Origin of the sequence: Flavobacterium helocola, from assembly GCF_038289885.1 — a bacterium.
GTDB lineage: Bacteria > Bacteroidota > Bacteroidia > Flavobacteriales > Flavobacteriaceae > Flavobacterium > Flavobacterium cheniae.
The window spans coordinates 69,833-90,203 of the sequence record NZ_JBBYHT010000003.1; the positions used below are offsets into that span (position 1 = coordinate 69,833).

Annotated in this window: 34 protein-coding genes; 33 read left to right on the forward strand and 1 reads right to left on the reverse strand. The window is 34.0% G+C overall.

The window, feature by feature from the left end; all coding sequences use genetic code 11:
• Positions 1–148 precede the first annotated feature (148 nt).
• The 31 genes from rplC to AAEO58_RS07620 all read left to right on the forward strand — a co-directional run bounded on the left by rplC (position 149) and on the right by AAEO58_RS07620 (position 17,872).
• Positions 149–766, forward strand: a complete 618-nt coding sequence (gene rplC / locus AAEO58_RS07470; protein WP_133609591.1) for a 50S ribosomal protein L3 — start codon at positions 149–151, stop codon at positions 764–766.
• Positions 766–1,395, forward strand: a complete 630-nt coding sequence (gene rplD / locus AAEO58_RS07475; protein ID WP_008254492.1) for a 50S ribosomal protein L4 — start codon at positions 766–768, stop codon at positions 1,393–1,395. Before rplC ends, rplD begins: the two co-directional genes overlap by 1 nt.
• A 7-nt stretch (positions 1,396–1,402) precedes the next feature.
• Positions 1,403–1,693, forward strand: coding sequence for a 50S ribosomal protein L23 (gene rplW, locus AAEO58_RS07480; RefSeq protein ID WP_133609593.1), 291 nt, complete (start codon positions 1,403–1,405; stop codon positions 1,691–1,693).
• A 6-nt stretch (positions 1,694–1,699) separates the two neighbouring features.
• Positions 1,700–2,524, forward strand: a complete 825-nt coding sequence (gene rplB, locus AAEO58_RS07485) for a 50S ribosomal protein L2 (RefSeq protein WP_133609595.1) — start codon at positions 1,700–1,702, stop codon at positions 2,522–2,524.
• A 10-nt stretch (positions 2,525–2,534) separates the two neighbouring features.
• The gene (gene rpsS, locus AAEO58_RS07490; RefSeq protein WP_008254487.1) at positions 2,535–2,813 is read left to right on the forward strand and encodes a 30S ribosomal protein S19; all 279 of its coding nucleotides are present in this window, start codon (positions 2,535–2,537) and stop codon (positions 2,811–2,813) included.
• A gap of 6 nt (positions 2,814–2,819) precedes the next feature.
• Positions 2,820–3,230: a 50S ribosomal protein L22 gene (rplV, locus tag AAEO58_RS07495; RefSeq protein ID WP_133609598.1), complete on the forward strand. Its 411-nt coding sequence runs from the start codon at positions 2,820–2,822 to the stop codon at positions 3,228–3,230.
• 8 nt (positions 3,231–3,238) lie between these two features.
• Complete coding sequence (rpsC, locus tag AAEO58_RS07500) at positions 3,239–3,973, forward strand: 30S ribosomal protein S3 (RefSeq protein WP_133609600.1); 735 nt, start codon at positions 3,239–3,241, stop codon at positions 3,971–3,973.
• Between the two features lie 19 nt (positions 3,974–3,992).
• The gene (gene rplP, locus AAEO58_RS07505) at positions 3,993–4,412 is read left to right on the forward strand and encodes a 50S ribosomal protein L16 (protein ID WP_008254483.1); all 420 of its coding nucleotides are present in this window, start codon (positions 3,993–3,995) and stop codon (positions 4,410–4,412) included.
• A 12-nt stretch (positions 4,413–4,424) separates the two neighbouring features.
• Positions 4,425–4,616, forward strand: a complete 192-nt coding sequence (gene rpmC, locus AAEO58_RS07510) for a 50S ribosomal protein L29 (protein ID WP_008254482.1) — start codon at positions 4,425–4,427, stop codon at positions 4,614–4,616.
• Positions 4,617–4,634: 18 nt separating this feature from the next.
• Positions 4,635–4,892 (forward strand): 30S ribosomal protein S17, encoded by a 258-nt coding sequence (gene rpsQ / locus AAEO58_RS07515; RefSeq protein WP_008254481.1) that lies wholly within the window; start codon positions 4,635–4,637, stop codon positions 4,890–4,892.
• Between the two features lie 2 nt (positions 4,893–4,894).
• Positions 4,895–5,263, forward strand: a complete 369-nt coding sequence (gene rplN, locus AAEO58_RS07520; protein WP_007803649.1) for a 50S ribosomal protein L14 — start codon at positions 4,895–4,897, stop codon at positions 5,261–5,263.
• Positions 5,264–5,274: 11 nt separating this feature from the next.
• The gene (gene rplX, locus AAEO58_RS07525; RefSeq protein ID WP_133609602.1) at positions 5,275–5,589 is read left to right on the forward strand and encodes a 50S ribosomal protein L24; all 315 of its coding nucleotides are present in this window, start codon (positions 5,275–5,277) and stop codon (positions 5,587–5,589) included.
• Positions 5,590–5,591: 2 nt separating this feature from the next.
• A complete protein-coding gene (rplE, locus tag AAEO58_RS07530; protein WP_133609604.1) occupies positions 5,592–6,143 on the forward strand; it encodes a 50S ribosomal protein L5 in 552 nt (183 codons plus the stop codon).
• Positions 6,144–6,146: 3 nt separating this feature from the next.
• Positions 6,147–6,416, forward strand: a complete 270-nt coding sequence (gene rpsN, locus AAEO58_RS07535; RefSeq protein WP_133609606.1) for a 30S ribosomal protein S14 — start codon at positions 6,147–6,149, stop codon at positions 6,414–6,416.
• Positions 6,417–6,521: 105 nt separating this feature from the next.
• Positions 6,522–6,920, forward strand: a complete 399-nt coding sequence (gene rpsH / locus AAEO58_RS07540; protein WP_133609608.1) for a 30S ribosomal protein S8 — start codon at positions 6,522–6,524, stop codon at positions 6,918–6,920.
• Between the two features lie 15 nt (positions 6,921–6,935).
• Positions 6,936–7,478, forward strand: coding sequence for a 50S ribosomal protein L6 (gene rplF / locus AAEO58_RS07545; RefSeq protein ID WP_008254472.1), 543 nt, complete (start codon positions 6,936–6,938; stop codon positions 7,476–7,478).
• 11 nt (positions 7,479–7,489) lie between these two features.
• Entirely contained in the window at positions 7,490–7,840 is a 351-nt protein-coding gene (gene rplR / locus AAEO58_RS07550; RefSeq protein ID WP_026725631.1) for a 50S ribosomal protein L18, read from the forward strand.
• 6 nt (positions 7,841–7,846) lie between these two features.
• Positions 7,847–8,371, forward strand: a complete 525-nt coding sequence (gene rpsE, locus AAEO58_RS07555) for a 30S ribosomal protein S5 (RefSeq protein WP_341682874.1) — start codon at positions 7,847–7,849, stop codon at positions 8,369–8,371.
• A gap of 13 nt (positions 8,372–8,384) precedes the next feature.
• Positions 8,385–8,567 carry a 50S ribosomal protein L30 gene (gene rpmD, locus AAEO58_RS07560; protein WP_111566953.1) on the forward strand — a complete coding sequence of 61 codons (183 nt, stop codon included), beginning with the start codon at positions 8,385–8,387 and terminating at the stop codon, positions 8,565–8,567.
• Positions 8,568–8,579: 12 nt separating this feature from the next.
• Positions 8,580–9,032 (forward strand): 50S ribosomal protein L15, encoded by a 453-nt coding sequence (rplO, locus tag AAEO58_RS07565; RefSeq protein ID WP_133609614.1) that lies wholly within the window; start codon positions 8,580–8,582, stop codon positions 9,030–9,032.
• Between the two features lie 12 nt (positions 9,033–9,044).
• Positions 9,045–10,388: a preprotein translocase subunit SecY gene (gene secY, locus AAEO58_RS07570; RefSeq protein WP_111566952.1), complete on the forward strand. Its 1,344-nt coding sequence runs from the start codon at positions 9,045–9,047 to the stop codon at positions 10,386–10,388.
• Between the two features lie 5 nt (positions 10,389–10,393).
• The gene (gene infA, locus AAEO58_RS07575) at positions 10,394–10,609 is read left to right on the forward strand and encodes a translation initiation factor IF-1 (RefSeq protein ID WP_008254466.1); all 216 of its coding nucleotides are present in this window, start codon (positions 10,394–10,396) and stop codon (positions 10,607–10,609) included.
• Positions 10,610–10,619: 10 nt separating this feature from the next.
• Complete coding sequence (ykgO, locus tag AAEO58_RS07580) at positions 10,620–10,736, forward strand: type B 50S ribosomal protein L36 (RefSeq protein WP_002987490.1); 117 nt, start codon at positions 10,620–10,622, stop codon at positions 10,734–10,736.
• Between the two features lie 2 nt (positions 10,737–10,738).
• On the forward strand, positions 10,739–11,113 hold the full coding sequence (gene rpsM, locus AAEO58_RS07585) for a 30S ribosomal protein S13 (protein ID WP_026725625.1): 375 nt from the start codon (positions 10,739–10,741) through the stop codon (positions 11,111–11,113).
• Between the two features lie 11 nt (positions 11,114–11,124).
• Positions 11,125–11,508: a 30S ribosomal protein S11 gene (rpsK, locus tag AAEO58_RS07590; protein ID WP_008254446.1), complete on the forward strand. Its 384-nt coding sequence runs from the start codon at positions 11,125–11,127 to the stop codon at positions 11,506–11,508.
• Between the two features lie 84 nt (positions 11,509–11,592).
• The gene (rpsD, locus tag AAEO58_RS07595) at positions 11,593–12,198 is read left to right on the forward strand and encodes a 30S ribosomal protein S4 (protein ID WP_008254444.1); all 606 of its coding nucleotides are present in this window, start codon (positions 11,593–11,595) and stop codon (positions 12,196–12,198) included.
• A gap of 21 nt (positions 12,199–12,219) precedes the next feature.
• Positions 12,220–13,212, forward strand: coding sequence for a DNA-directed RNA polymerase subunit alpha (locus tag AAEO58_RS07600; RefSeq protein WP_133609618.1), 993 nt, complete (start codon positions 12,220–12,222; stop codon positions 13,210–13,212).
• A 62-nt stretch (positions 13,213–13,274) separates the two neighbouring features.
• Entirely contained in the window at positions 13,275–13,757 is a 483-nt protein-coding gene (gene rplQ / locus AAEO58_RS07605) for a 50S ribosomal protein L17 (RefSeq protein WP_133609620.1), read from the forward strand.
• Between the two features lie 134 nt (positions 13,758–13,891).
• Positions 13,892–15,001: a glutamine-hydrolyzing carbamoyl-phosphate synthase small subunit gene (gene carA, locus AAEO58_RS07610; protein ID WP_341682875.1), complete on the forward strand. Its 1,110-nt coding sequence runs from the start codon at positions 13,892–13,894 to the stop codon at positions 14,999–15,001.
• A gap of 90 nt (positions 15,002–15,091) precedes the next feature.
• The gene (gene eno / locus AAEO58_RS07615) at positions 15,092–16,387 is read left to right on the forward strand and encodes a phosphopyruvate hydratase (protein WP_341682876.1); all 1,296 of its coding nucleotides are present in this window, start codon (positions 15,092–15,094) and stop codon (positions 16,385–16,387) included.
• Positions 16,388–16,588: 201 nt separating this feature from the next.
• Entirely contained in the window at positions 16,589–17,872 is a 1,284-nt protein-coding gene (locus AAEO58_RS07620) for a citrate synthase (protein ID WP_341682877.1), read from the forward strand.
• A gap of 53 nt (positions 17,873–17,925) precedes the next feature.
• On the opposite strand, the gene AAEO58_RS07625 is transcribed toward AAEO58_RS07620, so the two are convergent.
• Positions 17,926–18,297, reverse strand: a complete 372-nt coding sequence (locus tag AAEO58_RS07625) for a hypothetical protein (RefSeq protein ID WP_341682878.1) — start codon at positions 18,295–18,297, stop codon at positions 17,926–17,928.
• A gap of 133 nt (positions 18,298–18,430) precedes the next feature.
• Here AAEO58_RS07625 and AAEO58_RS07630 point away from each other — a divergent pair, with 133 nt between their 5' ends.
• Together AAEO58_RS07630 and ctlX are read left to right on the forward strand one after the other, a co-directional pair.
• Positions 18,431–19,345 (forward strand): dimethylarginine dimethylaminohydrolase family protein, encoded by a 915-nt coding sequence (locus AAEO58_RS07630; protein WP_133609630.1) that lies wholly within the window; start codon positions 18,431–18,433, stop codon positions 19,343–19,345.
• 55 nt (positions 19,346–19,400) lie between these two features.
• Positions 19,401–20,336 carry a citrulline utilization hydrolase CtlX gene (gene ctlX / locus AAEO58_RS07635; RefSeq protein ID WP_341682879.1) on the forward strand — a complete coding sequence of 312 codons (936 nt, stop codon included), beginning with the start codon at positions 19,401–19,403 and terminating at the stop codon, positions 20,334–20,336.
• Positions 20,337–20,371 lie beyond the last annotated feature (35 nt).

Here is a 20,371-nt window from a genome sequence, read left to right on the forward strand (position 1 = left end):
GAAATTGCCTTTTTTGAAGGAAATTTCACTTAACTATTTATTTTTGCGATAATTAAAAAATAATTTATATATTTGCACCCTCAAAATGAGTAGTGTGCAAATACTATTTGTTGTATAAATAAGAGTTTAATTAATTAATTAGTTTAATATGTCTGGGTTAATCGGAAGAAAAATTGGCATGACTAGCATTTTTGATGAGAACGGGAAAAATATTCCTTGTACTGTAATCGAGTGTGGTCCATGCGTTGTTACCCAAGTCAGAACCAATGAAGTAGACGGATATTCTGCTATTCAGTTAGGTTTCGATGACAAAGCTGAAAAACGTTCTATTAAAGCTGAGTTAGGTCACTTTAAGAAAGCGGGAACAGCTGCAAAGAAAAAAGTCGTTGAATTCAAAGGTTTTGAACAGGAGTACAAATTAGGCGATGTAATCGCCGTTGACTTATTCGCTGAAGGTGAATTTGTTGATGTATTAGGAGTTTCTAAAGGAAAAGGATTCCAAGGGGTTGTTAAACGTCATGGTTTTGGCGGTGTTGGACAAGCGACACACGGTCAACACAACCGTTTAAGAGCACCGGGATCTGTAGGAGCGTCATCTTATCCATCTAGAGTATTCAAAGGAATGCGTATGGCTGGAAGAATGGGAGGAGATAATGTAACAGTACAAAACCTTAGAGTTTTAAAAGTGGTAGGTGAGAAAAATCTTTTAGTAATAAAAGGTTGTGTTCCAGGTCACAAAAACTCTTATGTAATCATTCAGAAGTAATGGAAGTAAAAGTTTTAGATATCAACGGAAAAGAAACTGGAAGAAAAGTTCAACTTTCTGATTCAGTTTTCGCAATCGAGCCAAACAAACATGCTGTATATTTAGATGTAAAGCAATATTTGGCTAATCAAAGACAAGGAAACCACAAAGCTAAAGAAAGAGCTGAAGTTGCAGGAAGTACTCGTAAAATTAAAAAACAAAAAGGAACTGGTACTGCTCGTGCAGGATCTGCAAAAAATCCTTTGTTTAAAGGTGGAGGTACAGTTTTTGGACCAAGACCAAGAAGCTACTCATTCAAATTGAACAAAAACTTAAAAAGATTAGCTCGTAAATCGGCTTTATCTTTAAAAGTAAATGAGTCAAATTTAGTAGTAGTTGAAGATTTTACATTTGACACACCAAGCACTAAAAATTTCATTAACGTATTGAAGTCTTTAGGGTTAGATAATAAAAAATCTTTATTTGTGTTGGGCGATTCAAATAAAAATGTATATTTGTCGTCACGCAATTTAAAAGCGTCTAGCGTTGTAACTACTTCAGAATTAAGTACTTATGCAATTTTAAATGCAAAAAGTTTAGTTCTTTTAGAAGGTGCTGTAGACGGAATTGAAGCTAATTTAAGTAAATAATAAGATTATGAGTATCATAATTAAGCCTATTATAACTGAGAAAATAACTAAAGATGGTGAAATTTTTAACCGTTTTGGTTTTGTAGTTGCAAAAACTGCTAACAAAATTCAGATCAAAAATGCTATTGAAGCAGCTTTTGGTGTGAATGTAGTTGCAGTTAATACAATGAACTATAGAGCTGATAGAAGTGTTAAATATACTAAAAGTGGTTTAATCAGTGGGAAAACAAATGCTTACAAAAAAGCAATTGTACAAGTTCAAGAGGGAGAAACAATAGATTTTTATACTAATATCTAATAGAAAATGTCAGTTAGAAAATTAAAACCTATTACCCCAGGTCAGCGATTTAGAGTTGTTAATAGCTTTGACACTATTACAACTGATAAGCCGGAGCGTTCATTGATCGCACCGAAAAAAAACTCTGGAGGTAGAAATAGTCAAGGAAAAATGACCATGCGTTACACAGGCGGTGGTCACAAACAAAAGTATCGTATTATCGATTTTAAAAGAACTAAAGTTGGAATTCCAGCTACAGTTAAAACTATCGAGTATGATCCAAATCGTTCAGCTTTTATTTCATTATTATTTTATGCTGATGGGGCTAAAACTTACATCATTGCGCAAAATGGATTACAAGTTGGACAAACTGTAGTTTCAGGTCCAGATGCATCTCCAGAAATTGGAAATGCAATGCCTTTAAGTAAAATTCCTCTAGGAACTGTTATTTCGTGTATCGAATTAAGACCAGGTCAAGGAGCTGTAATCGCTCGTTCTGCAGGAACTTTCGCTCAGTTGATGGCAAGAGATGGAAAATATGCAACAATTAAAATGCCTTCAGGAGAAACAAGATTAATCTTGTTAACTTGTTCAGCTACTATTGGAGCAGTTTCTAACTCTGATCACCAATTAATCGTATCAGGTAAAGCTGGTAGATCAAGATGGTTAGGTAGAAGACCAAGAACAAGACCAGTAGCAATGAACCCAGTTGATCACCCTATGGGAGGTGGTGAAGGACGTTCATCTGGAGGTCATCCACGTTCAAGAAAAGGTTTACCTGCTAAAGGTTATAGAACTCGTTCTAAAGTTAACCCGAGTAATAAGTATATTGTAGAACGTAGAAAGAAATAATTAGATAGACATGGCACGTTCATTAAAAAAAGGACCATTTGTTCACTTTAAATTAGAGAAGAAAGTTCAAGAAAATATCGCAGGTGGTAATAAAGGTGTTGTTAAGACTTGGTCTAGAGCATCTATGATTACTCCAGATTTTGTTGGACAAACTATCGCAGTTCACAATGGTCGTCAGTTTGTACCAGTTTACGTTACAGAAAACATGGTAGGACACAAATTAGGAGAGTTTTCACCAACAAGATCTTTTAGAGGTCATGCTGGGGCTAAAAATAAAGGTAAAAAATAAGAAGCAATGGGAGTTCGTAAAAGAGAAGTTGCGGATGCAAGAAAAGAGGCTAACAAGTCTATTGCATTTGCTAAATTAAATAACTGTCCAACTTCACCTAGAAAAATGCGTTTAGTTGCAGATTTAGTAAGAGGTCAGAAAGTTGAACTAGCTCTTAATATTTTAAGATTTAGTCAAAAAGAAGCTTCAAGAAAATTAGAGAAATTGTTGTTATCTGCCATAAACAATTATGTACAGAAAAACGAAGATGCTAATTTAGAAGAAGCAGGCTTATTTGTAAAAACGATTACAGTTGATGGAGGAATGATGTTAAAAAGACTTCGTCCAGCACCACAAGGTCGTGCACACAGAATTAGAAAACGTTCTAACCACGTAACAATCGTGTTAGGATCAAATAATAACACACAAAGCAATTAATAAACAGTATGGGACAAAAGACAAATCCAATAGGAAATAGACTTGGTATCATCAGAGGATGGGACTCAAACTGGTATGGTGGAAATGATTACGGTGATAAAATCGCTGAAGATTATAAAATCAGAAAGTATATCCATGCTCGTTTATCTAAAGCAAGTGTATCAAAAATAATTATCGAGAGAACTTTAAAACTTGTAACCGTTACTATCACTACTGCTAGACCTGGTATCATTATCGGAAAAGGTGGTCAAGAGGTAGACAAGTTAAAAGAAGAACTTAAGAAAATTACTGACAAAGAAGTTCAAATCAACATCTTTGAAATTAAAAGACCTGAACTTGATGCTTATTTAGTAGCTACAAGTATCGCTCGTCAAATTGAAAGTAGAATTTCTTACAGACGTGCAATTAAAATGGCTATTGCTGCTGCAATGCGTATGAACGCAGAAGGTATCAAAGTACAAATTTCTGGTCGTTTGAATGGAGCTGAAATGGCACGTTCAGAAAACTTCAAAGAAGGTAGAATTCCTTTATCAACTTTCAGAGCTGATATTGATTATTCATTAGGTGAAGCACATACTACTTATGGTAGAATGGGTATCAAAGTATGGATAATGAAAGGTGAGGTTTATGGAAAAAGAGATCTTTCTCCGTTAGTAGGAATGGACAAACAAAAGTCTAAGCCTTCAGGGTCTTCTGCTCCAAAAAGAGATGGAAATAAGCCAAACGCACGCAAAAGAAAGTAATTATTTAAACTAAAGAAAAATGTTACAGCCTAAAAGAACAAAATACCGTAAGGTACAGAAAGGTAGAATGAAAGGCGTTTCTCAAAGAGGACACGAGCTTTCAAATGGAATGTTTGGTATCAAATCTTTAGATTCTTCATTTATTACTTCTCGTCAAATTGAAGCAGCTCGTATTGCAGCAACACGTTTCATGAAAAGAGAAGGTCAATTATGGATCAAAATATTTCCAGATAAACCTATTACAAAGAAACCATTAGAAGTACGTATGGGTAAAGGTAAAGGTGCAGTTGAGTATTGGGCTGCAGTTGTTAAACCTGGTAAAATTATGTTTGAAGTTGGAGGAGTTCCTCTATCAGTTGCAAAAGAAGCTTTACGCTTAGCAGCTCAAAAACTTCCTGTTAAAACTAAGTTTATCGTTGCTAGAGATTTCGAAGCATAATCAAAATTTATTATGAAACAATCAGAAATTAAAAATCTATCTGCAGCTGAGTTACAAGAACAACTTAGTCAGTTAAAGAAAACGTATACCGACCTAAAAAATGCTCATGCAATTTCGCCAATCCAAAATCCTCTTCAATTAAGAGGTTTAAGAAGATCAGTTGCGAGATTACATACAGAGTTAACTAAAAGAGAGTTACAATAATTGTAGACTAGCTGAAAGATGGAAAAAAGAAATTTAAGAAAAGAGAGAATAGGTGTGGTGACTTCAAACAAAATGGAGAAATCTATTGTTGTGTCACAAACTACAAAAGTGAAACACCCATTATACGGTAAGTTCGTGTTAAAAACTAAAAAATACGTTGCACACGACGAAACAAACGATTGTAACATTGGAGATACAGTAAAGATCATGGAAACAAGACCTTTATCTAAATCAAAATGTTGGAGATTAGTTGAAATCATTGAAAGAGCTAAGTAATTATGGTACAACAAGAGTCAAGATTAAAAGTAGCAGATAATACGGGAGCTAAAGAAGTTTTAACTATCCGTGTTTTAGGAGGAACGAAACGTCGTTATGCCTCTGTTGGTGACAAAATTGTAGTTTCAATTAAAGATGCAACTCCAAACGGAAACGTTAAAAAAGGAGCGGTATCAACTGCAGTGGTTGTACGTACCAAAAAAGAAGTGAGAAGAGCTGATGGATCTTACATCCGTTTTGACGATAACGCATGTGTATTGTTAAACGCTGCAGGAGAAATGAGAGGAACTCGTGTTTTTGGTCCAGTTGCCAGAGAACTTCGTGAAAAACAATTCATGAAAATTGTATCATTAGCACCAGAAGTGCTTTAATTCTTATACAAATGATAAAGCTAAAAATAAAATCAGGAGATATCGTAAGAGTTATTGCTGGAGACCACAAAGGTTCTGAAGGTAAAATTGTACGTGTTCTTCGTGAGAAAAACAAAGCGATTGTTGAAGGAGTTAACATGGTTTCGAAACATACAAAACCAAGTGCAAAAAACCCTCAAGGAGGAATCGTTAAGAAAGAAGCTCCTATCCATGTGTCTAACTTGTCTTTAATTGACCCAAAGTCAAAAGAAGCAACTAAAGTTGGTTTCAAACAAGAAGGAGACAAGAAAGTGAGATTTTCAAAAAAATCTAATCAAGTACTATAGTTATGGCATATATTCCTAGACTAAAAGAAGAATATAAGAGCAGAGTAATTGCTGCTCTTACAGAAGAATTCGGTTACAAAAACGTAATGCAAGTTCCTAAACTTGAAAAAATCGTTGTAAGCCGTGGAGTTGGTGCAGCAGTATCTGACAAAAAGTTAGTAGACTACGCTGTTGAAGAAATGACAAAAATTACTGGGCAAAAAGCAGTTGCTACTATTTCTAAAAAAGACGTTGCGTCTTTCAAATTGAGAAAAGGTATGCCAATTGGTGCTAAAGTAACTTTACGTGGAGAAAGAATGTATGAATTCTTAGATAGATTGATTACTTCATCTTTACCACGTGTTAGAGATTTCAGCGGAATTAAATCTACTGGATTTGACGGAAGAGGTAACTATAACTTAGGTGTACTTGAACAAATCATTTTCCCAGAAATTGATATTGATAAAGTAAACAAAATCTCAGGATTTGATATTACCTTCGTAACTTCTGCAGAAACAGATAAAGAAGCAAAAGCATTATTAGCGGAATTAGGATTACCTTTTAAAAAGAATTAAGACATGGCTAAAGAATCAATGAAAGCCCGTGAGGTGAAAAGAATTGCATTAGTAGAAAAGTATGCTGAGAAAAGAAAAGCTTTGAAAGAAGCTGGAGATTTCGAAGGATTACAAAAATTACCAAAAAATTCTTGTCCAGTTAGAGTACACAATCGTTGTAAATTAACAGGTAGACCAAGAGGGTATATGCGTCAGTTTGGTCTTTCACGTGTAACATTCCGTGAAATGGCTAATCAAGGATTAATTCCAGGTGTTAAAAAAGCATCTTGGTAATCTCGAAAAAAGTTATTACTTTTGCAATCCAATAAAAAAGTTTAATTGGTTAAAGGTTCAATCCGCTGAGGGCGGATTGAAAACCATAGCCGCAATTCTATACATATGTATACAGATCCAATTGCCGATTATCTTACGAGAGTTAGAAATGCAGTGAGAGCTAACCACAAAGTGGTTGAAATTCCAGCATCTAACATGAAAAAAGAAATCACAAAGATTTTATTCGATCAAGGATATATCTTAAGTTACAAGTTCGAAGACAACTCTGTTCAGGGTTCAATCAAAATTGCACTTAAATATGATAAAGACACGAAAGAGTCAGTTATCAAAGATATCCAAAGAATTAGTAAACCAGGTTTACGTAAATATGCAGGTTCATCTGACTTACCTAGAATCTTAAATGGTTTAGGTATTGCTATTGTTTCTACATCAAAAGGTTTGATGACAGGAAAACAAGCTAAGCAATTAAATGTTGGTGGCGAAGTTATTTGTTACGTATATTAATAAAAAGACGAGACAATGTCAAGAATAGGTAAAAATCCAATTGCAATTCCAGCAGGAGTAACTGTAGAGGTTAAAGAAGCTGTAGTTACAGTAAAAGGAAAATTAGGCGAGCTTACTCAAGAATTTTCTGATGTAACCGTTAAAATCGAAGATAACCAAGTTATCGTTGAGCGTTCATCAGATCATAAAGATGAGAGAGCGAAACACGGACTTTATCGTTCATTAATCAACAATATGATTGTTGGTGTTTCTGAAGGCTTTACAAAACAATTAGAATTAGTTGGAGTTGGATACAGAGCTTCTAATCAAGGTCAAAAACTTGATTTAGCTTTAGGATTCTCTCATAACATTGTTTTAGATGTTGTAAGTGAAGTTACTGTTGAAACAGTATCAGAAAAAGGTAAAAATCCGATAGTGAAATTATCATCATTCGACAAACAATTATTAGGTCAAGTAGCTGCGAAGATCAGAGGTTTCCGCAAACCTGAGCCATATAAAGGAAAAGGAGTTAAGTTTGTAGGAGAAGAACTAAGAAGAAAAGCAGGTAAATCAGCTTAAAAATTAAGACTATGTCATTAACGAAATCTGAAAGAAGACAAAGAATTAAGTTCAGAATCAGAAAGATTGTAAGCGGAACTGCTGCTCAACCAAGACTTTCTGTATTCAGAAGTAATAAAGAAATCTATGCGCAAATCATAGATGACGTAAACGGTACAACTTTAGTTGCTGCTTCATCGAGAGATAAAGAAGTTGCTCAAGGAACTGCTGTTGAAACTGCAAAAGCAGTTGGTAAATTAGTTGCTGAAAAAGCACTTAAAGCAGGTATTTCAACAATCTCTTTTGATAGAGGTGGGTATTTATACCATGGACGTGTGAAATCATTAGCTGAAGGAGCTAGAGAAGCTGGACTTAAATTCTAAGAAATTATGTATCATAATTATAAAAACGTAGAGATTGTAAAACCAGGAGGTCTTGAATTAAAAGATCGTTTGGTGAGTGTAAATCGTGTTACTAAAGTTACTAAAGGAGGTAGAGCATTTGGTTTCTCTGCTATCGTAGTAGTTGGTGATGAAAACGGTGTAGTTGGTCATGGATTAGGAAAATCTAAAGATGTTTCTGAAGCAATCGCTAAAGCGGTGGAAGATGCTAAGAAAAACTTAGTTAGAATTCCTTTACAGGGACAATCTGTTCCTCATGAACAAAAAGGTAAATTTGGTGGAGCAAGAGTATTTTTAATGCCTGCTTCTCATGGTACTGGAGTAATTGCTGGTGGTGCGGTTCGTGCCGTATTGGAATCAGTAGGTATTCATGATGTATTATCTAAATCACAAGGTTCTTCAAACCCTCATAACGTAGTAAAAGCAACTTTTGATGCTTTATTACAAATGAGAAGCGCTTTAACGGTAGCTAAACAAAGAGGAGTATCTTTAGAAAAAGTATTCAAAGGTTAATCAACAGGAAATCATGGCAAAATTAAAAGTAAAACAAGTAAGAAGTAAAATCAATTGTCCTCTTGATCAAAAGAGAACTTTGGAAGCTTTAGGTCTTCGTAAAATGGGACAAGTTGTTGAGCATGATGCAAATCCTGCTATCCTTGGAATGGTAAATAAAGTTAAACACTTAGTTTCTGTAGAAGAAACTAAATAACACTATACAGTTATGAATTTAAGTAACTTACAACCAGCTGAAGGTTCTACGCACAATCAAAATAAAAGAGTAGGTAGAGGAGAAGGTTCTGGAAAAGGTGGTACCGCTGCACGTGGACACAAAGGAGCAAAATCTCGTTCTGGTTATTCTAAGAAAATTGGTTTTGAAGGTGGTCAAATGCCACTTCAAAGACGTGTACCTAAGTTTGGTTTCAAGAACATTAATAGAGTAGAATATCAAGGTATCAATCTTGATTCGTTACAATTATTAGTAGATAACGGTGTAGTTACCGATACAGTAGATTTTACTGTGTTTGTAGATACTCGTTTGGCTACAAAAAATAGCTTAGTAAAGATTTTAGGAAGAGGTGAGCTAAAAACAAAACTTAAAGTAAGTGCTCACAAATTTACTGCATCTGCAAAAGCGGCTATCGAGGCTGCTGGTGGAGAAGCTGTAACTTTATAATCCTTTAGTAAAATGAAGAAATTTATAGATTCATTCATCAACGTTTGGAAAATCGAAGAGTTAAAAAATCGTATTTTATTAACTCTTGGATTATTATTAGTGTACCGTTTCGGTGCTCAAGTAACCCTTCCGGGGATTGATGCTACTAAATTGACAAATCTTACAAACCAAACTGATGAAGGTATTGGATGGTTAATTAATGTATTTACAGGAGGTGCGTTTTCGCAAGCTTCTGTATTTGCATTAGGTATCATGCCATACATATCAGCTTCTATCGTAGTTCAATTAATGGGAATTGCGGTGCCATATTTACAAAAATTACAAAAAGACGGTGAAAGTGGTAGAAAGAAAATTAACCAAATTACAAGATGGTTAACAATCTTAATTACTTTAGTTCAAGGTCCTGGTTATATTTATAACTTGTATAGAACTTTACCAGGTGAAGCATTTATGCTAACTGGACCTACATTTATCTTCTCTTCAGTGCTAATCTTAGTAACTGGAACTATTTTTGCAATGTGGTTAGGAGAAAAAATTACCGATAAAGGTATCGGTAATGGTATTTCTTTATTGATAATGGTAGGTATTATTGCAAGAATGCCACAAGCATTTATTCAAGAATTTTCATCTAGAACTTCTCAAGCAAATGGAGGTGTTATGATGATCGTAATCGAATTAATACTTTGGTTCTTAGTAATAATTGCATGTATTTTATTAGTAATGGCTGTAAGAAAAATTCCAGTACAGTATGCAAGACGTACAGTTTCTGGGGATTTTGAAGAAGACATGATGGGTGGTAACAGACAGTTTATCCCATTAAAGTTAAATGCATCAGGTGTTATGCCGATCATTTTTGCGCAAGCTATTATGTTTATTCCTGCTGCTGTTTCTGGTTTGGCTAAAGAATCAGATACTGCACTTTCTATTGCAGGAATGTTCAACGATCCATTCGGTTTAGTATATAATATTGTTTTTGCTTTGTTAATCGTAATTTTTACGTACTTTTACACCGCAATTACTGTACCAACTAATAAGATGGCAGATGATTTAAAAAGAAGCGGAGGTTTTATACCAGGTGTTAAGCCAGGTGTTGAAACTGGAGATTACCTAGATAAAATTATGTCATTAATCACTTTTCCAGGATCATTATTTCTTGCTTTAGTGGCTGTGTTCCCAGCTGTTGCAGTAAGTTTACTTGGAGTTCAAGGTGCTTGGGGTTATTTTTATGGTGGTACTTCTTTACTAATCATGGTTGGAGTTGCAATAGACACTATTCAGCAAATAAATTCTTATTTATTGAATAAACACTATGATGGTTTGATGAAAAGTGGTAAAAATAGAAAAGCAGTAGCTTAATTTTTATGGCAAAACAATCAGCAATAGAACAAGACGGAACAATCATTGAAGCATTATCAAATGCTATGTTTCGTGTAGAGTTAGAAAACGGACATATTGTAATTGCTCATATCTCTGGTAAAATGCGTATGCATTACATTAAATTGTTACCAGGCGACAAGGTTAAACTTGAAATGAGCCCTTATGATTTGTCTAAAGCAAGAATTACTTATAGATACTAAAGCTATTAAAATGAAAGTAAGAGCATCAGTTAAAAAGAGAAGTGCCGAGTGCATTATTGTACGTAGAAAAGGAAGATTATACGTTATTAACAAAAAGAATCCTAGATTTAAACAAAGACAAGGATAATTATGGCAAGAATTGCAGGGGTAGATATACCTAAACAAAAAAGAGGAATCATTGCTTTAACATACATATTTGGTATTGGTAGAAGCAGAGCTAAAGATATATTAGCTAAAGCTCAAGTGAGCGAAGACAAGAAAGTTCAAGATTGGAATGATGACGAGATCGGAGCAATTCGTGAAGCGGTATCTTATTTCAAAATTGAAGGAGAATTGCGTTCAGAAGTTCAATTAAACATCAAACGTTTAATGGATATCGGATGTCAAAGAGGAATTCGTCACAGAGCTGGACTTCCATTAAGAGGTCAAAGAACTAAAAACAACTCTAGAACTAGAAAAGGTAAGAGAAAAACTGTTGCTAACAAGAAAAAAGCAACTAAATAATAAGTAATAATATGGCTAAAGCAACAGCAAAAAAACGTAAAGTTATCGTTGAATCTTCGGGAGAAGCACATATTAATGCTACTTTTAACAACATCATCATCTCGTTAACAAACAAGAAAGGTGAAGTTATTTCTTGGTCTTCAGCTGGTAAAATGGGCTTTAGAGGTTCTAAAAAGAATACTCCTTATGCAGCTCAAATGGCAGCAGAAGATTGTAGTAAAGTAGCTCTTGAAGCTGGACTAAAGAAAGTAAAAGTTTATGTGAAAGGACCAGGAAACGGAAGAGAATCTGCAATCAGATCTATTCACAATTCTGGAGTTGAAGTTACAGAAATCATTGATGTAACTCCAATGCCTCACAACGGATGTCGTCCTCCGAAAAGAAGAAGAGTATAATTTAAGTATAACACAGGTAGGTTTAAAATTATCGAAGGATATAAGACCTGAATTCATAATTCCTACCTTTTTTAATTTTTTAAAATGGCAAGATATACTGGTCCAAAAACTAAGATTGCTCGTAAATTTGGCGAAGCAATATTCGGAGAAGACAAAGCCTTCGAAAAAAGAAATTACCCTCCAGGGCAACATGGTTTAGCTAAAAAGAGAGGTAAAAAATCTGAATATGCAGTTCAGTTAATGGAAAAGCAAAAAGCGAAGTACACTTACGGAATTCTTGAAAAACAATTCAGAAACTTATTCAAAAAAGCATCTGCTGCTTCTGGAGTAACAGGTGAAATCTTATTACAATTATGTGAAGCTCGTTTAGATAACGTAGTTTACAGAATGGGTGTTGCGCCTTCTCGTAGAGCAGCTCGTCAAATTGTATCTCACAGACATATCACTGTTAACGGTGAACTTGTTAATGTACCTTCTTACCACTTAAAAGCTGGTGATAAAGTTGCAGTACGTGAAAAATCAAAATCTCTTGAAGCTATCGAGCGTTCTTTAGCAAGTTCTTCTCAAGTTTATGAGTGGATTACATGGAATAATGATACTAAAGAAGGTACTTTCGTTTCTGTGCCTCAAAGACTTCAGATTCCAGAAAATATTAAAGAACAACTAATCGTTGAGTTGTATAACAAATAATAATTGACTTTAGTCGAAAGTATGGCAATATTTAATTTTCAAAAGCCCGATAAAGTTATCATGATCGATTCTACGGATTTCGAAGGTAAATTTGAATTTAGACCTTTGGAACCTGGTTACGGATTGACTGTTGGTAATGCACTTAGAAGAGTTTTGCTTTCTTCTCTTGAAGGATATGCAATTACATCAGTAAGAATAGAAGGTGTAGAACATGAGTTCTCTACTATCTCTGGTGTTGTTGAAGATGTAACAGAAATTATCTTAAATCTTAAACAAGTACGTTTTAAACGTCAAATTGAAGATATTGATAACGAATCTGTTTCAATCGCTCTTTCAGGTAAAGATAAAATTACTGCAGGTGATTTTCAAAAATTCATCTCTGGTTTTCAAGTTTTAAATCCAGATTTAGTTATCTGTAATTTAGACAGCAAAACATCTATCAACATGGAACTTTCTATCGAAAAAGGTAGAGGATATGTTCCAGCTGAAGAGAACAAAAAATCAAACGCTCCAATAGGAACTATTTTTACAGATTCAATTTACACACCAGTAAAGAATGTAAAATATACTATTGAGAATTTCCGTGTGGAACAAAAAACAGATTACGAAAAATTAGTTTTTGAAATCATTACAGATGGTTCTATCCATCCTAAAGATGCATTAACTGAGGCAGCTAAGACGTTAATCCACCACTTTATGTTGTTCTCTGATGAAAGAATTACTCTTGAGGCAGATGAAATTGCTCAAACTGAGTCTTATGACGAAGAATCTCTTCACATGAGACAGTTATTGAAAACTAAATTAGTTGATATGGACTTATCTGTTAGAGCATTAAATTGTTTAAAAGCGGCTGAAGTTGATACATTAGGTGATTTAGTTTCTTTCAACAAGAACGACTTAATGAAGTTCCGTAATTTTGGTAAAAAATCATTAACTGAATTAGATGAGTTAGTGGCGAATAAAAACCTTACTTTCGGTATGGACTTAACTAAATACAAGTTAGATAAAGAATAATTGCTTCATATTTTGCGCTCCTTAAATGGATTGATGCAAGATGAAGATAAACAAAATAAGTCATGAGACACGGAAAAAAATTCAATCATTTAAGTAGACAAAAAGGACATAGAAGAGCTATGTTAGCTAATATGGCTTGTTCTTTAATCGAACATAAAAGAATCAACACTACTGTTGCTAAAGCTAAAGCTTTAAAACAATTCGTTGAGCCGTTAGTAACAAAATCAAAAGAAGATACTACTCACAATCGTCGTACAGTTTTCGCTTATTTAAGAGATAAATATGCTGTTACTGAATTGTTCAGAGAAGTTGCTGCTAAAGTTGGTGACCGTCCAGGAGGATACACTCGTATCATCAAGTTAGGTAACCGTTTAGGAGATAACGCTGACATGGCAATGATCGAATTAGTAGATTTCAACACCTTGTATAACGGTGGTAAAAAAGAAGTTAAGAAAACGACTCGTCGTGGAAAAGCTAAAAAAGCGGAAGGTACTCCTGAAGCTCCAGCAGCTGAAACTTCTGAAAATACTGAAGCTACAGAATAATCATGAAACCATTCATGTAAAAATAATAAGGATAGACTTTTTTAAGTTTATCCTTTTTTTTTGTTTTTATGGAATTAAAGATTTTCTAAAAACAACTTTTATAACTAAATTTGCAACCACAACAACACAACACAATGAAATACAACAATCGTTCTAAAGCCGTTTTACTCCTTAAAGACGGTACTATTTTTCACGGAAAATCAATCGGAATTGAAGGTGTTACTTTTGGTGAAGTCGCTTTTAATACAGGAACAACAGGTTATCAAGAAATTTTCACAGACCCTTCTTACTTCGGACAAATCATGGTTACAACCAATGCACATATTGGTAACTATGGTGTAAACGACAAAGAAGTTGAATCTGATTCAGTAAAAATTTCGGGATTGGTTTGTAAAAACTTTAGCTTTAATTATTCACGTGTAGATGCTTCAGAAAGTCTATTCGATTATTTGAGTAAACAAAATCTTATCGTAATTTCAGATGTAGATACAAGAGCTTTAGTAAGTTATATCAGAGATAACGGTGCGATGAATGCTGTTATTTGTACAGATGGAACTCCAATTGAAGAATTAAAAGAAAGATTAGCGCAAGTTCCAGATATGAATGGTTTGGAATTGGCTTCAAAAGTTTCGACTTCAGAACCTTATTTCTTTGGTGAAGAAACAGCGAAATATAAAATTTCAGCTTTAGATTTAGGAATCAAAACAAATATTTTAAGAAACTTAGCGAAGAGAGATTGCTACATTAAAGTTTTTCCATACAATGCCTCATTTGAAGATTTAAAATCATTCAATCCAGATGGATATTTCTTGTCAAACGGACCTGGCGATCCAGAACCTTTAGAATGTGCACAAGAGGTAGCGAAACAAATTCTTAATGTAAATAAACCGTTATTTGGAATCTGTTTAGGGCACCAAATCATTGGTTTAGCTAACGGAATTTCAACTTATAAAATGTTTAACGGTCACCGCGGAATTAATCACCCAGTTAAAAATTTGATTTCTGGAAAAGGTGAAATTACCTCACAAAATCATGGTTTCGCTATTGTAAGAGAAGAACTTGATAAGCATCCAGATTTCGAATTAACACACGAACATTTGAATGATGGAACGGTTGCAGGAATGAGAATGAAATCTAAGAATTGTTTCTCGGTTCAATATCACCCTGAAGCAAGTCCTGGACCTCACGATTCAAGTTATTTATTTGACCAATTTATCGAAAACATAAAAACTGCAAGCAACTAAAACGTTATCGTTTATAAGTTTTTTAATATCATTATAGTTTAAATTATAAATTTGTTATTATTCATAAGGTAATAACTAAAAAAATATAAAATGAGTATAATTATCAAAGTTCACGCAAGACAAATTTTAGATTCGCGTGGAAACCCTACAATCGAAGTAGATGTAGTTACAGATAACGGAATTTTAGGAAGAGCAGCTGTGCCAAGTGGTGCTTCAACTGGTGAACATGAAGCTGTAGAGCTTCGTGATGGCGGAAAGGCTTTCATGGGAAAAGGTGTTTTAAAGGCTGCTGAAAATGTTAATACAAAAATTGCTGAAGCGATTGTAGGAATGTCGGTTTTTGAACAAAATTTAATCGACAAAATGATGATTGAATTAGACGGAACAGCAAACAAATCAAACTTAGGTGCTAATGCAATCTTAGGTGTTTCTTTAGCGGTTGCAAAAGCAGCAGCTAACGAATTAGGAATGCCTTTATATCGTTATGTTGGTGGCGTTTCTGCGAATACATTGCCAGTTCCAATGATGAACATCATCAATGGAGGTTCGCATTCTGATGCTCCAATTGCTTTTCAAGAGTTTATGATTATGCCAGTTAAGGCAAAAGATTTCACTCATGCAATGCAAATGGGAACTGAAATTTTCCATAACCTTAAAAAAGTATTACACGATAGAAATTTATCTACTGCAGTAGGTGATGAAGGTGGATTTGCTCCAAATTTAGCCGGCGGAACAGAAGATGCTTTAGATTCTATCAAATTAGCAGTTACAAATGCTGGTTATACTTTTGGTGATGATGTAATGATTGCTTTAGATTGTGCAGCTTCAGAATTTTATGTAAACGGAAAATACGATTACACTAAATTTGAAGGTGAAACAGGAAAAATCAGAACTTCTGAAGAACAAGCTTCTTATTTAGCAGAATTAACTGAAAAATATCCAATTATTTCTATAGAAGACGGAATGTACGAAGACGATTGGGAAGGTTGGAAATTATTAACAGAGAAAATCGGAGATAAAGTACAATTAGTTGGGGATGATTTATTCGTAACTAATGTTGAAAGATTATCTCGTGGAATTAGTCAATCAATAGCAAATTCAATTTTGATTAAAGTAAACCAAATTGGTACTTTAACAGAAACGATTGCAGCTGTAAACATGGCACATAATGCAGGATATACTTCTGTAATGTCGCACCGTTCAGGAGAAACAGAAGATAATACAATTGCTGATTTAGCAGTTGCTTTAAATTGTGGACAAATCAAAACAGGTTCGGCTTCTCGTTCAGATCGTATGGCTAAATACAATCAATTATTAAGAATTGAAGAAGAATTAGCGGATGTAGCTTTTTTTCCTGGAGTAAATGCTTTTAAAGTTAAAAAATAACAATATTATTGTCATACTGTCCCGATGCTTCGGGATCGTTTCAGTATCTAAATACTCAACCCTTTCAGAATGTAAATTTTGAGAGGGTTTTTCATGTATATTATTTAACCATAAATTATAGATAATTTCTTTATTGTTTGATTATTATTTGTTAAATTCGCAATTCACATTAATTTTATCATAAAATACCATATAAATAATATGTCAAAAACTGCAATATTAGAGCTTGATGGCAAAAAGTATGAGTTTCCAGTAATTGTGGGAACTGAGAATGAGGTTGCTATCGATATAGACAAGTTGCGTAGTGCATCTGGTGCTATTACTATTGATCCAGGGTATAAAAACTCAGGTTCATGTACAAGTGAAATTACTTTCTTAGATGGTGAAGAAGGGATTTTACGTTACAGAGGATATTCAATCGAAGATTTAGCCGACAAAGCTGATTTCTTAGAAGTTTCTTATTTGTTGATTTTTGGAGAACTTCCAACAGCAGCACAATTAGAAAAATTCGAAAACGATATTCGTAAATACACATTAGTTAATGAGGAAATGAAAAACATCATTGATGGTTTTCCAAAAACGGCTCATCCAATGGGTGTTTTAGCTTCATTAACAAGTGCTTTAACTGCATTTAATCCTAAGTCTGTGAATCCTCACAACGAAAAAGAAATGTATGATGCGGTTTGTAAAACTATGGGCAAATTCTTAGTAATTGCTACATGGACTTACAGAAAAACAATGGGATATCCATTAAATTATTACGATAATACAAAAGGATATGTTGATAATTTCATGCGTTTAATGTTTGAATTACCAACAGGGCCTTACAAAGCAGATCCAAAAGTAGTAGCTGCTTTAGATAAATTATTCATCTTGCATGCAGATCACGAACAAAACTGTTCTACTTCTACAGTAAGAATTGTGGGTTCTTCTCATGCTGGTTTATTTGCCTCTATTTCTGCTGGAGTTTCTGCTCTTTGGGGACCACTTCACGGTGGAGCTAATCAAGCAGTATTAGAAATGTTACAAGAAATCCATGACAATGGTGGTGATGTAGCTAAATTCGTTTTAAAAGCAAAAGATAAAGACGATCCATTCCGTTTAATGGGATTCGGACACCGTGTGTATAAAAACTTTGATCCAAGAGCAACTATCATTAAAAAAGCAGCTGATGATGTATTAAATTCATTAGGTGTTGATGATCCATTATTAGATATCGCAAAACAATTAGAAAAAGTAGCTTTAGAAGACGAATATTTCAAAGCGAGAAACTTATATCCAAACGTAGATTTCTATTCAGGAATTATCTACAGAGCTATGGGTATTCCAGTTGAAATGTTTACTGTTTTATTTGCTATTGGTCGTTTACCAGGTTGGATTGCACAATGGAAAGAAATGAGAGTAAACAAAGAACCAATTGGTCGTCCAAGACAAGTTTACACAGGTTATACATTACGTCCTTTTAAAGAAGTAAAAGACAGGTAATCATAAAAAAATTCCACTGAAAAGTGGGATTTTTGCTTTTATGGGTTTAGCACTTATTCAGCAGGTTTTTGTTCTTCCTCTTCTTTATTTCCTGTTAAATCTTCTACTTTGTCTTCTACAGTTTCAGCTACATTTTGTAATGATTCTTTTAAGTTGTGTGCTTTTTCTTCAACCCAACCCGCAGCTTCAGCAGTTTTTTCTTTTGCAGTTTCTATTACATCAGCTACTTTTTCATTCGCTTTTAATTCTTCCAATTTTTGAGCCGCTTTTTCAGCTACGTTTTCAACTGTTTCTTTTACGTCTTCAGCTACATCAGCAGCTTTTTCAGCTACATTTTCAGCTACTTCGCTCAAGTTTTCTTTTGCTATTTCAGCTTGTTCTTTTGCTTTTCCAAATAAAGAACTGAAAAAATTCGATAATCCCATGATAAATTGTTTTTATTGTTTTCTCAAATTTAATCATTTATGTGCAAATACAATCAATTTGATATAAATTTATAACGATTGACTAATTAATAATCTCGTTTCCTTTTTCTATATTTGCCAAAAGCCATATGCTATGTTACAATTAAATGTAAAAAATGAAACTTCTCGATTAAGGGCAGTGGTGTTAGGAACCGCTGTTAGTAATGGTCCAACACCTACCATCGAAGAAGCTTATGATCCAAAATCATTAGAGCACATTAAAGCTGGAACCTATCCTGTGGAAGCAGATATGGTAAACGAAATGGAAGCTTTTAATAAAGTGTTCCAAAAATATGACGTAAAAGTCTTTAGACCTCAAATTATTGAAAATTATAACCAAATTTTCGCTAGAGATATCGGATTTGTAATCGATGATATTTTTATTAAAGCCAATATTTTACCAGACAGAGAGCGTGAATTAGACGCTATTCAATACGTAATAGATCAAATTGATCCTAAAAAAGTGGTACGTCCGCCAGATGAAGTTCATATTGAAGGTGGAGACGTGATGCCTTGGAATGATTATATCTTCATTGGAACATATAAAGGTTCAGATTACAAAGATTACATTACGGCTAGAACTAATTGGCAAGGAGTTGATTATATTAAAGCTTTGTTTCCAAATAAAATTGTGAAAGCATTCGACTTGGTAAAATCAAAAATTGAACCTCGCGATAATGCTTTGCATTTAGATTGCTGTTTTCAACCTGTTGGAACAAACAAAGGAATCATCTATAAAAGTGGTTTTCGTGAAGAAGCAGATTATATGTTTTTGGTGAATTTATTCGGAAAAGAGAATTTATTCCATATCGAAAGAGAAGAAATGTATCATATGAATTCAAATGTGTTTTCGATTGCTCCCGATGTTGTAGTTTCGGAAAAGAATTTCACTAGATTAAACAATTGGTTGCGTGAAAACGGATTTACAGTAGAAGAAATTCCGTATGCAGAAATTGCTAAACAAGAAGGATTATTACGATGCTCAACTTTGCCTTTGATAAGGGATTAAGAAATAAATTAATGTACAGACATTGCACTGCAATGTCTCTAAACAAAAATAAAACATGAACCAAACAACTAATTCCATATTGATGATTCGTCCGGTAGCATTCCGAATGAATGAACAAACAGCGGTAAATAATTATTACCAAAAAGTATTAGATAATTTAACACCATCTTCGGTTAATGCAAAAGCACAAGAAGAATTTGATACTTTCGTTCAGAAGTTACGAATGATTGGATTGAATGTTGTAGTGGTGGAAGATACCTTAAGTCCTGATACACCTGACAGTATTTTTCCAAACAATTGGATTTCATTTCATGAAAATGGAGATGTAGTTTTATATCCAATGTTTGCTGAAAATCGTCGTTTAGAAAGAAGAGAAGATATTTTAGATACTTTAGAAGAAAAAGGTTTTGTAATCAACGAGATCATGGATTATACTTCGGCTGAAGATGATGATGTTTTCTTAGAAGGAACCGGAAGTATTGTTTTAGATAGAGCTAATGGGAAAGCCTATTGTGCTTTATCTCCAAGAGCTGATGAAGAATTATTCATTGAATTTTGTGAAGATTTCGAATTTACACCTGTAATTTTTGAAGCATTCCAAACAGTAAACGGTGAAAGAAAACATATTTATCATACAAACGTAATTATGTGTGTTGGCGAAACTTTTGCAGTTATTTGTGCGGATTGTATCGACGATAAGAAAGAACGTAAAATGGTCTTAGATAGTTTAAAAGGCGACGAAAAAGAAGTAATCTTGATAACTGAAGATCAAGTGAATAATTTTGCTGGAAATATGTTAGAAGTGAAAGGGACAGATGATAGAAGGTATTTAATCATGAGCGCATCGGCACATCAAAGTTTAACTAAAAAGCAAATTGCACAATTAGAAGAGCATGTAACAATAGTAAGTTCAAGTTTAGATACAATTGAAGCTTGTGGTGGTGGAAGTGCTCGTTGCATGATGGCAGAAATTTTCTTACCGCAAGAATAATTTTGCCGTCATTTATAGTGTTTTTTAATAAAACA

Coding starts and splice junctions, on each gene's coding strand:
- rplC (WP_133609591.1), top strand. CDS start 149: ATGTCTGGGTTAATCGGAAGAAAAATTGGCATGACTAGCATTTTTGAT.
- rplD (WP_008254492.1), top strand. CDS start 766: ATGGAAGTAAAAGTTTTAGATATCAACGGAAAAGAAACTGGAAGAAAA.
- rplW (WP_133609593.1), top strand. CDS start 1,403: ATGAGTATCATAATTAAGCCTATTATAACTGAGAAAATAACTAAAGAT.
- rplB (WP_133609595.1), top strand. CDS start 1,700: ATGTCAGTTAGAAAATTAAAACCTATTACCCCAGGTCAGCGATTTAGA.
- rpsS (WP_008254487.1), top strand. CDS start 2,535: ATGGCACGTTCATTAAAAAAAGGACCATTTGTTCACTTTAAATTAGAG.
- rplV (WP_133609598.1), top strand. CDS start 2,820: ATGGGAGTTCGTAAAAGAGAAGTTGCGGATGCAAGAAAAGAGGCTAAC.
- rpsC (WP_133609600.1), top strand. CDS start 3,239: ATGGGACAAAAGACAAATCCAATAGGAAATAGACTTGGTATCATCAGA.
- rplP (WP_008254483.1), top strand. CDS start 3,993: ATGTTACAGCCTAAAAGAACAAAATACCGTAAGGTACAGAAAGGTAGA.
- rpmC (WP_008254482.1), top strand. CDS start 4,425: ATGAAACAATCAGAAATTAAAAATCTATCTGCAGCTGAGTTACAAGAA.
- rpsQ (WP_008254481.1), top strand. CDS start 4,635: ATGGAAAAAAGAAATTTAAGAAAAGAGAGAATAGGTGTGGTGACTTCA.
- rplN (WP_007803649.1), top strand. CDS start 4,895: ATGGTACAACAAGAGTCAAGATTAAAAGTAGCAGATAATACGGGAGCT.
- rplX (WP_133609602.1), top strand. CDS start 5,275: ATGATAAAGCTAAAAATAAAATCAGGAGATATCGTAAGAGTTATTGCT.
- rplE (WP_133609604.1), top strand. CDS start 5,592: ATGGCATATATTCCTAGACTAAAAGAAGAATATAAGAGCAGAGTAATT.
- rpsN (WP_133609606.1), top strand. CDS start 6,147: ATGGCTAAAGAATCAATGAAAGCCCGTGAGGTGAAAAGAATTGCATTA.
- rpsH (WP_133609608.1), top strand. CDS start 6,522: ATGTATACAGATCCAATTGCCGATTATCTTACGAGAGTTAGAAATGCA.
- rplF (WP_008254472.1), top strand. CDS start 6,936: ATGTCAAGAATAGGTAAAAATCCAATTGCAATTCCAGCAGGAGTAACT.
- rplR (WP_026725631.1), top strand. CDS start 7,490: ATGTCATTAACGAAATCTGAAAGAAGACAAAGAATTAAGTTCAGAATC.
- rpsE (WP_341682874.1), top strand. CDS start 7,847: ATGTATCATAATTATAAAAACGTAGAGATTGTAAAACCAGGAGGTCTT.
- rpmD (WP_111566953.1), top strand. CDS start 8,385: ATGGCAAAATTAAAAGTAAAACAAGTAAGAAGTAAAATCAATTGTCCT.
- rplO (WP_133609614.1), top strand. CDS start 8,580: ATGAATTTAAGTAACTTACAACCAGCTGAAGGTTCTACGCACAATCAA.
- secY (WP_111566952.1), top strand. CDS start 9,045: ATGAAGAAATTTATAGATTCATTCATCAACGTTTGGAAAATCGAAGAG.
- infA (WP_008254466.1), top strand. CDS start 10,394: ATGGCAAAACAATCAGCAATAGAACAAGACGGAACAATCATTGAAGCA.
- ykgO (WP_002987490.1), top strand. CDS start 10,620: ATGAAAGTAAGAGCATCAGTTAAAAAGAGAAGTGCCGAGTGCATTATT.
- rpsM (WP_026725625.1), top strand. CDS start 10,739: ATGGCAAGAATTGCAGGGGTAGATATACCTAAACAAAAAAGAGGAATC.
- rpsK (WP_008254446.1), top strand. CDS start 11,125: ATGGCTAAAGCAACAGCAAAAAAACGTAAAGTTATCGTTGAATCTTCG.
- rpsD (WP_008254444.1), top strand. CDS start 11,593: ATGGCAAGATATACTGGTCCAAAAACTAAGATTGCTCGTAAATTTGGC.
- AAEO58_RS07600 (WP_133609618.1), top strand. CDS start 12,220: ATGGCAATATTTAATTTTCAAAAGCCCGATAAAGTTATCATGATCGAT.
- rplQ (WP_133609620.1), top strand. CDS start 13,275: ATGAGACACGGAAAAAAATTCAATCATTTAAGTAGACAAAAAGGACAT.
- carA (WP_341682875.1), top strand. CDS start 13,892: ATGAAATACAACAATCGTTCTAAAGCCGTTTTACTCCTTAAAGACGGT.
- eno (WP_341682876.1), top strand. CDS start 15,092: ATGAGTATAATTATCAAAGTTCACGCAAGACAAATTTTAGATTCGCGT.
- AAEO58_RS07620 (WP_341682877.1), top strand. CDS start 16,589: ATGTCAAAAACTGCAATATTAGAGCTTGATGGCAAAAAGTATGAGTTT.
- AAEO58_RS07625 (WP_341682878.1), bottom strand. CDS start 18,297: ATGGGATTATCGAATTTTTTCAGTTCTTTATTTGGAAAAGCAAAAGAA.
- AAEO58_RS07630 (WP_133609630.1), top strand. CDS start 18,431: ATGTTACAATTAAATGTAAAAAATGAAACTTCTCGATTAAGGGCAGTG.
- ctlX (WP_341682879.1), top strand. CDS start 19,401: ATGAACCAAACAACTAATTCCATATTGATGATTCGTCCGGTAGCATTC.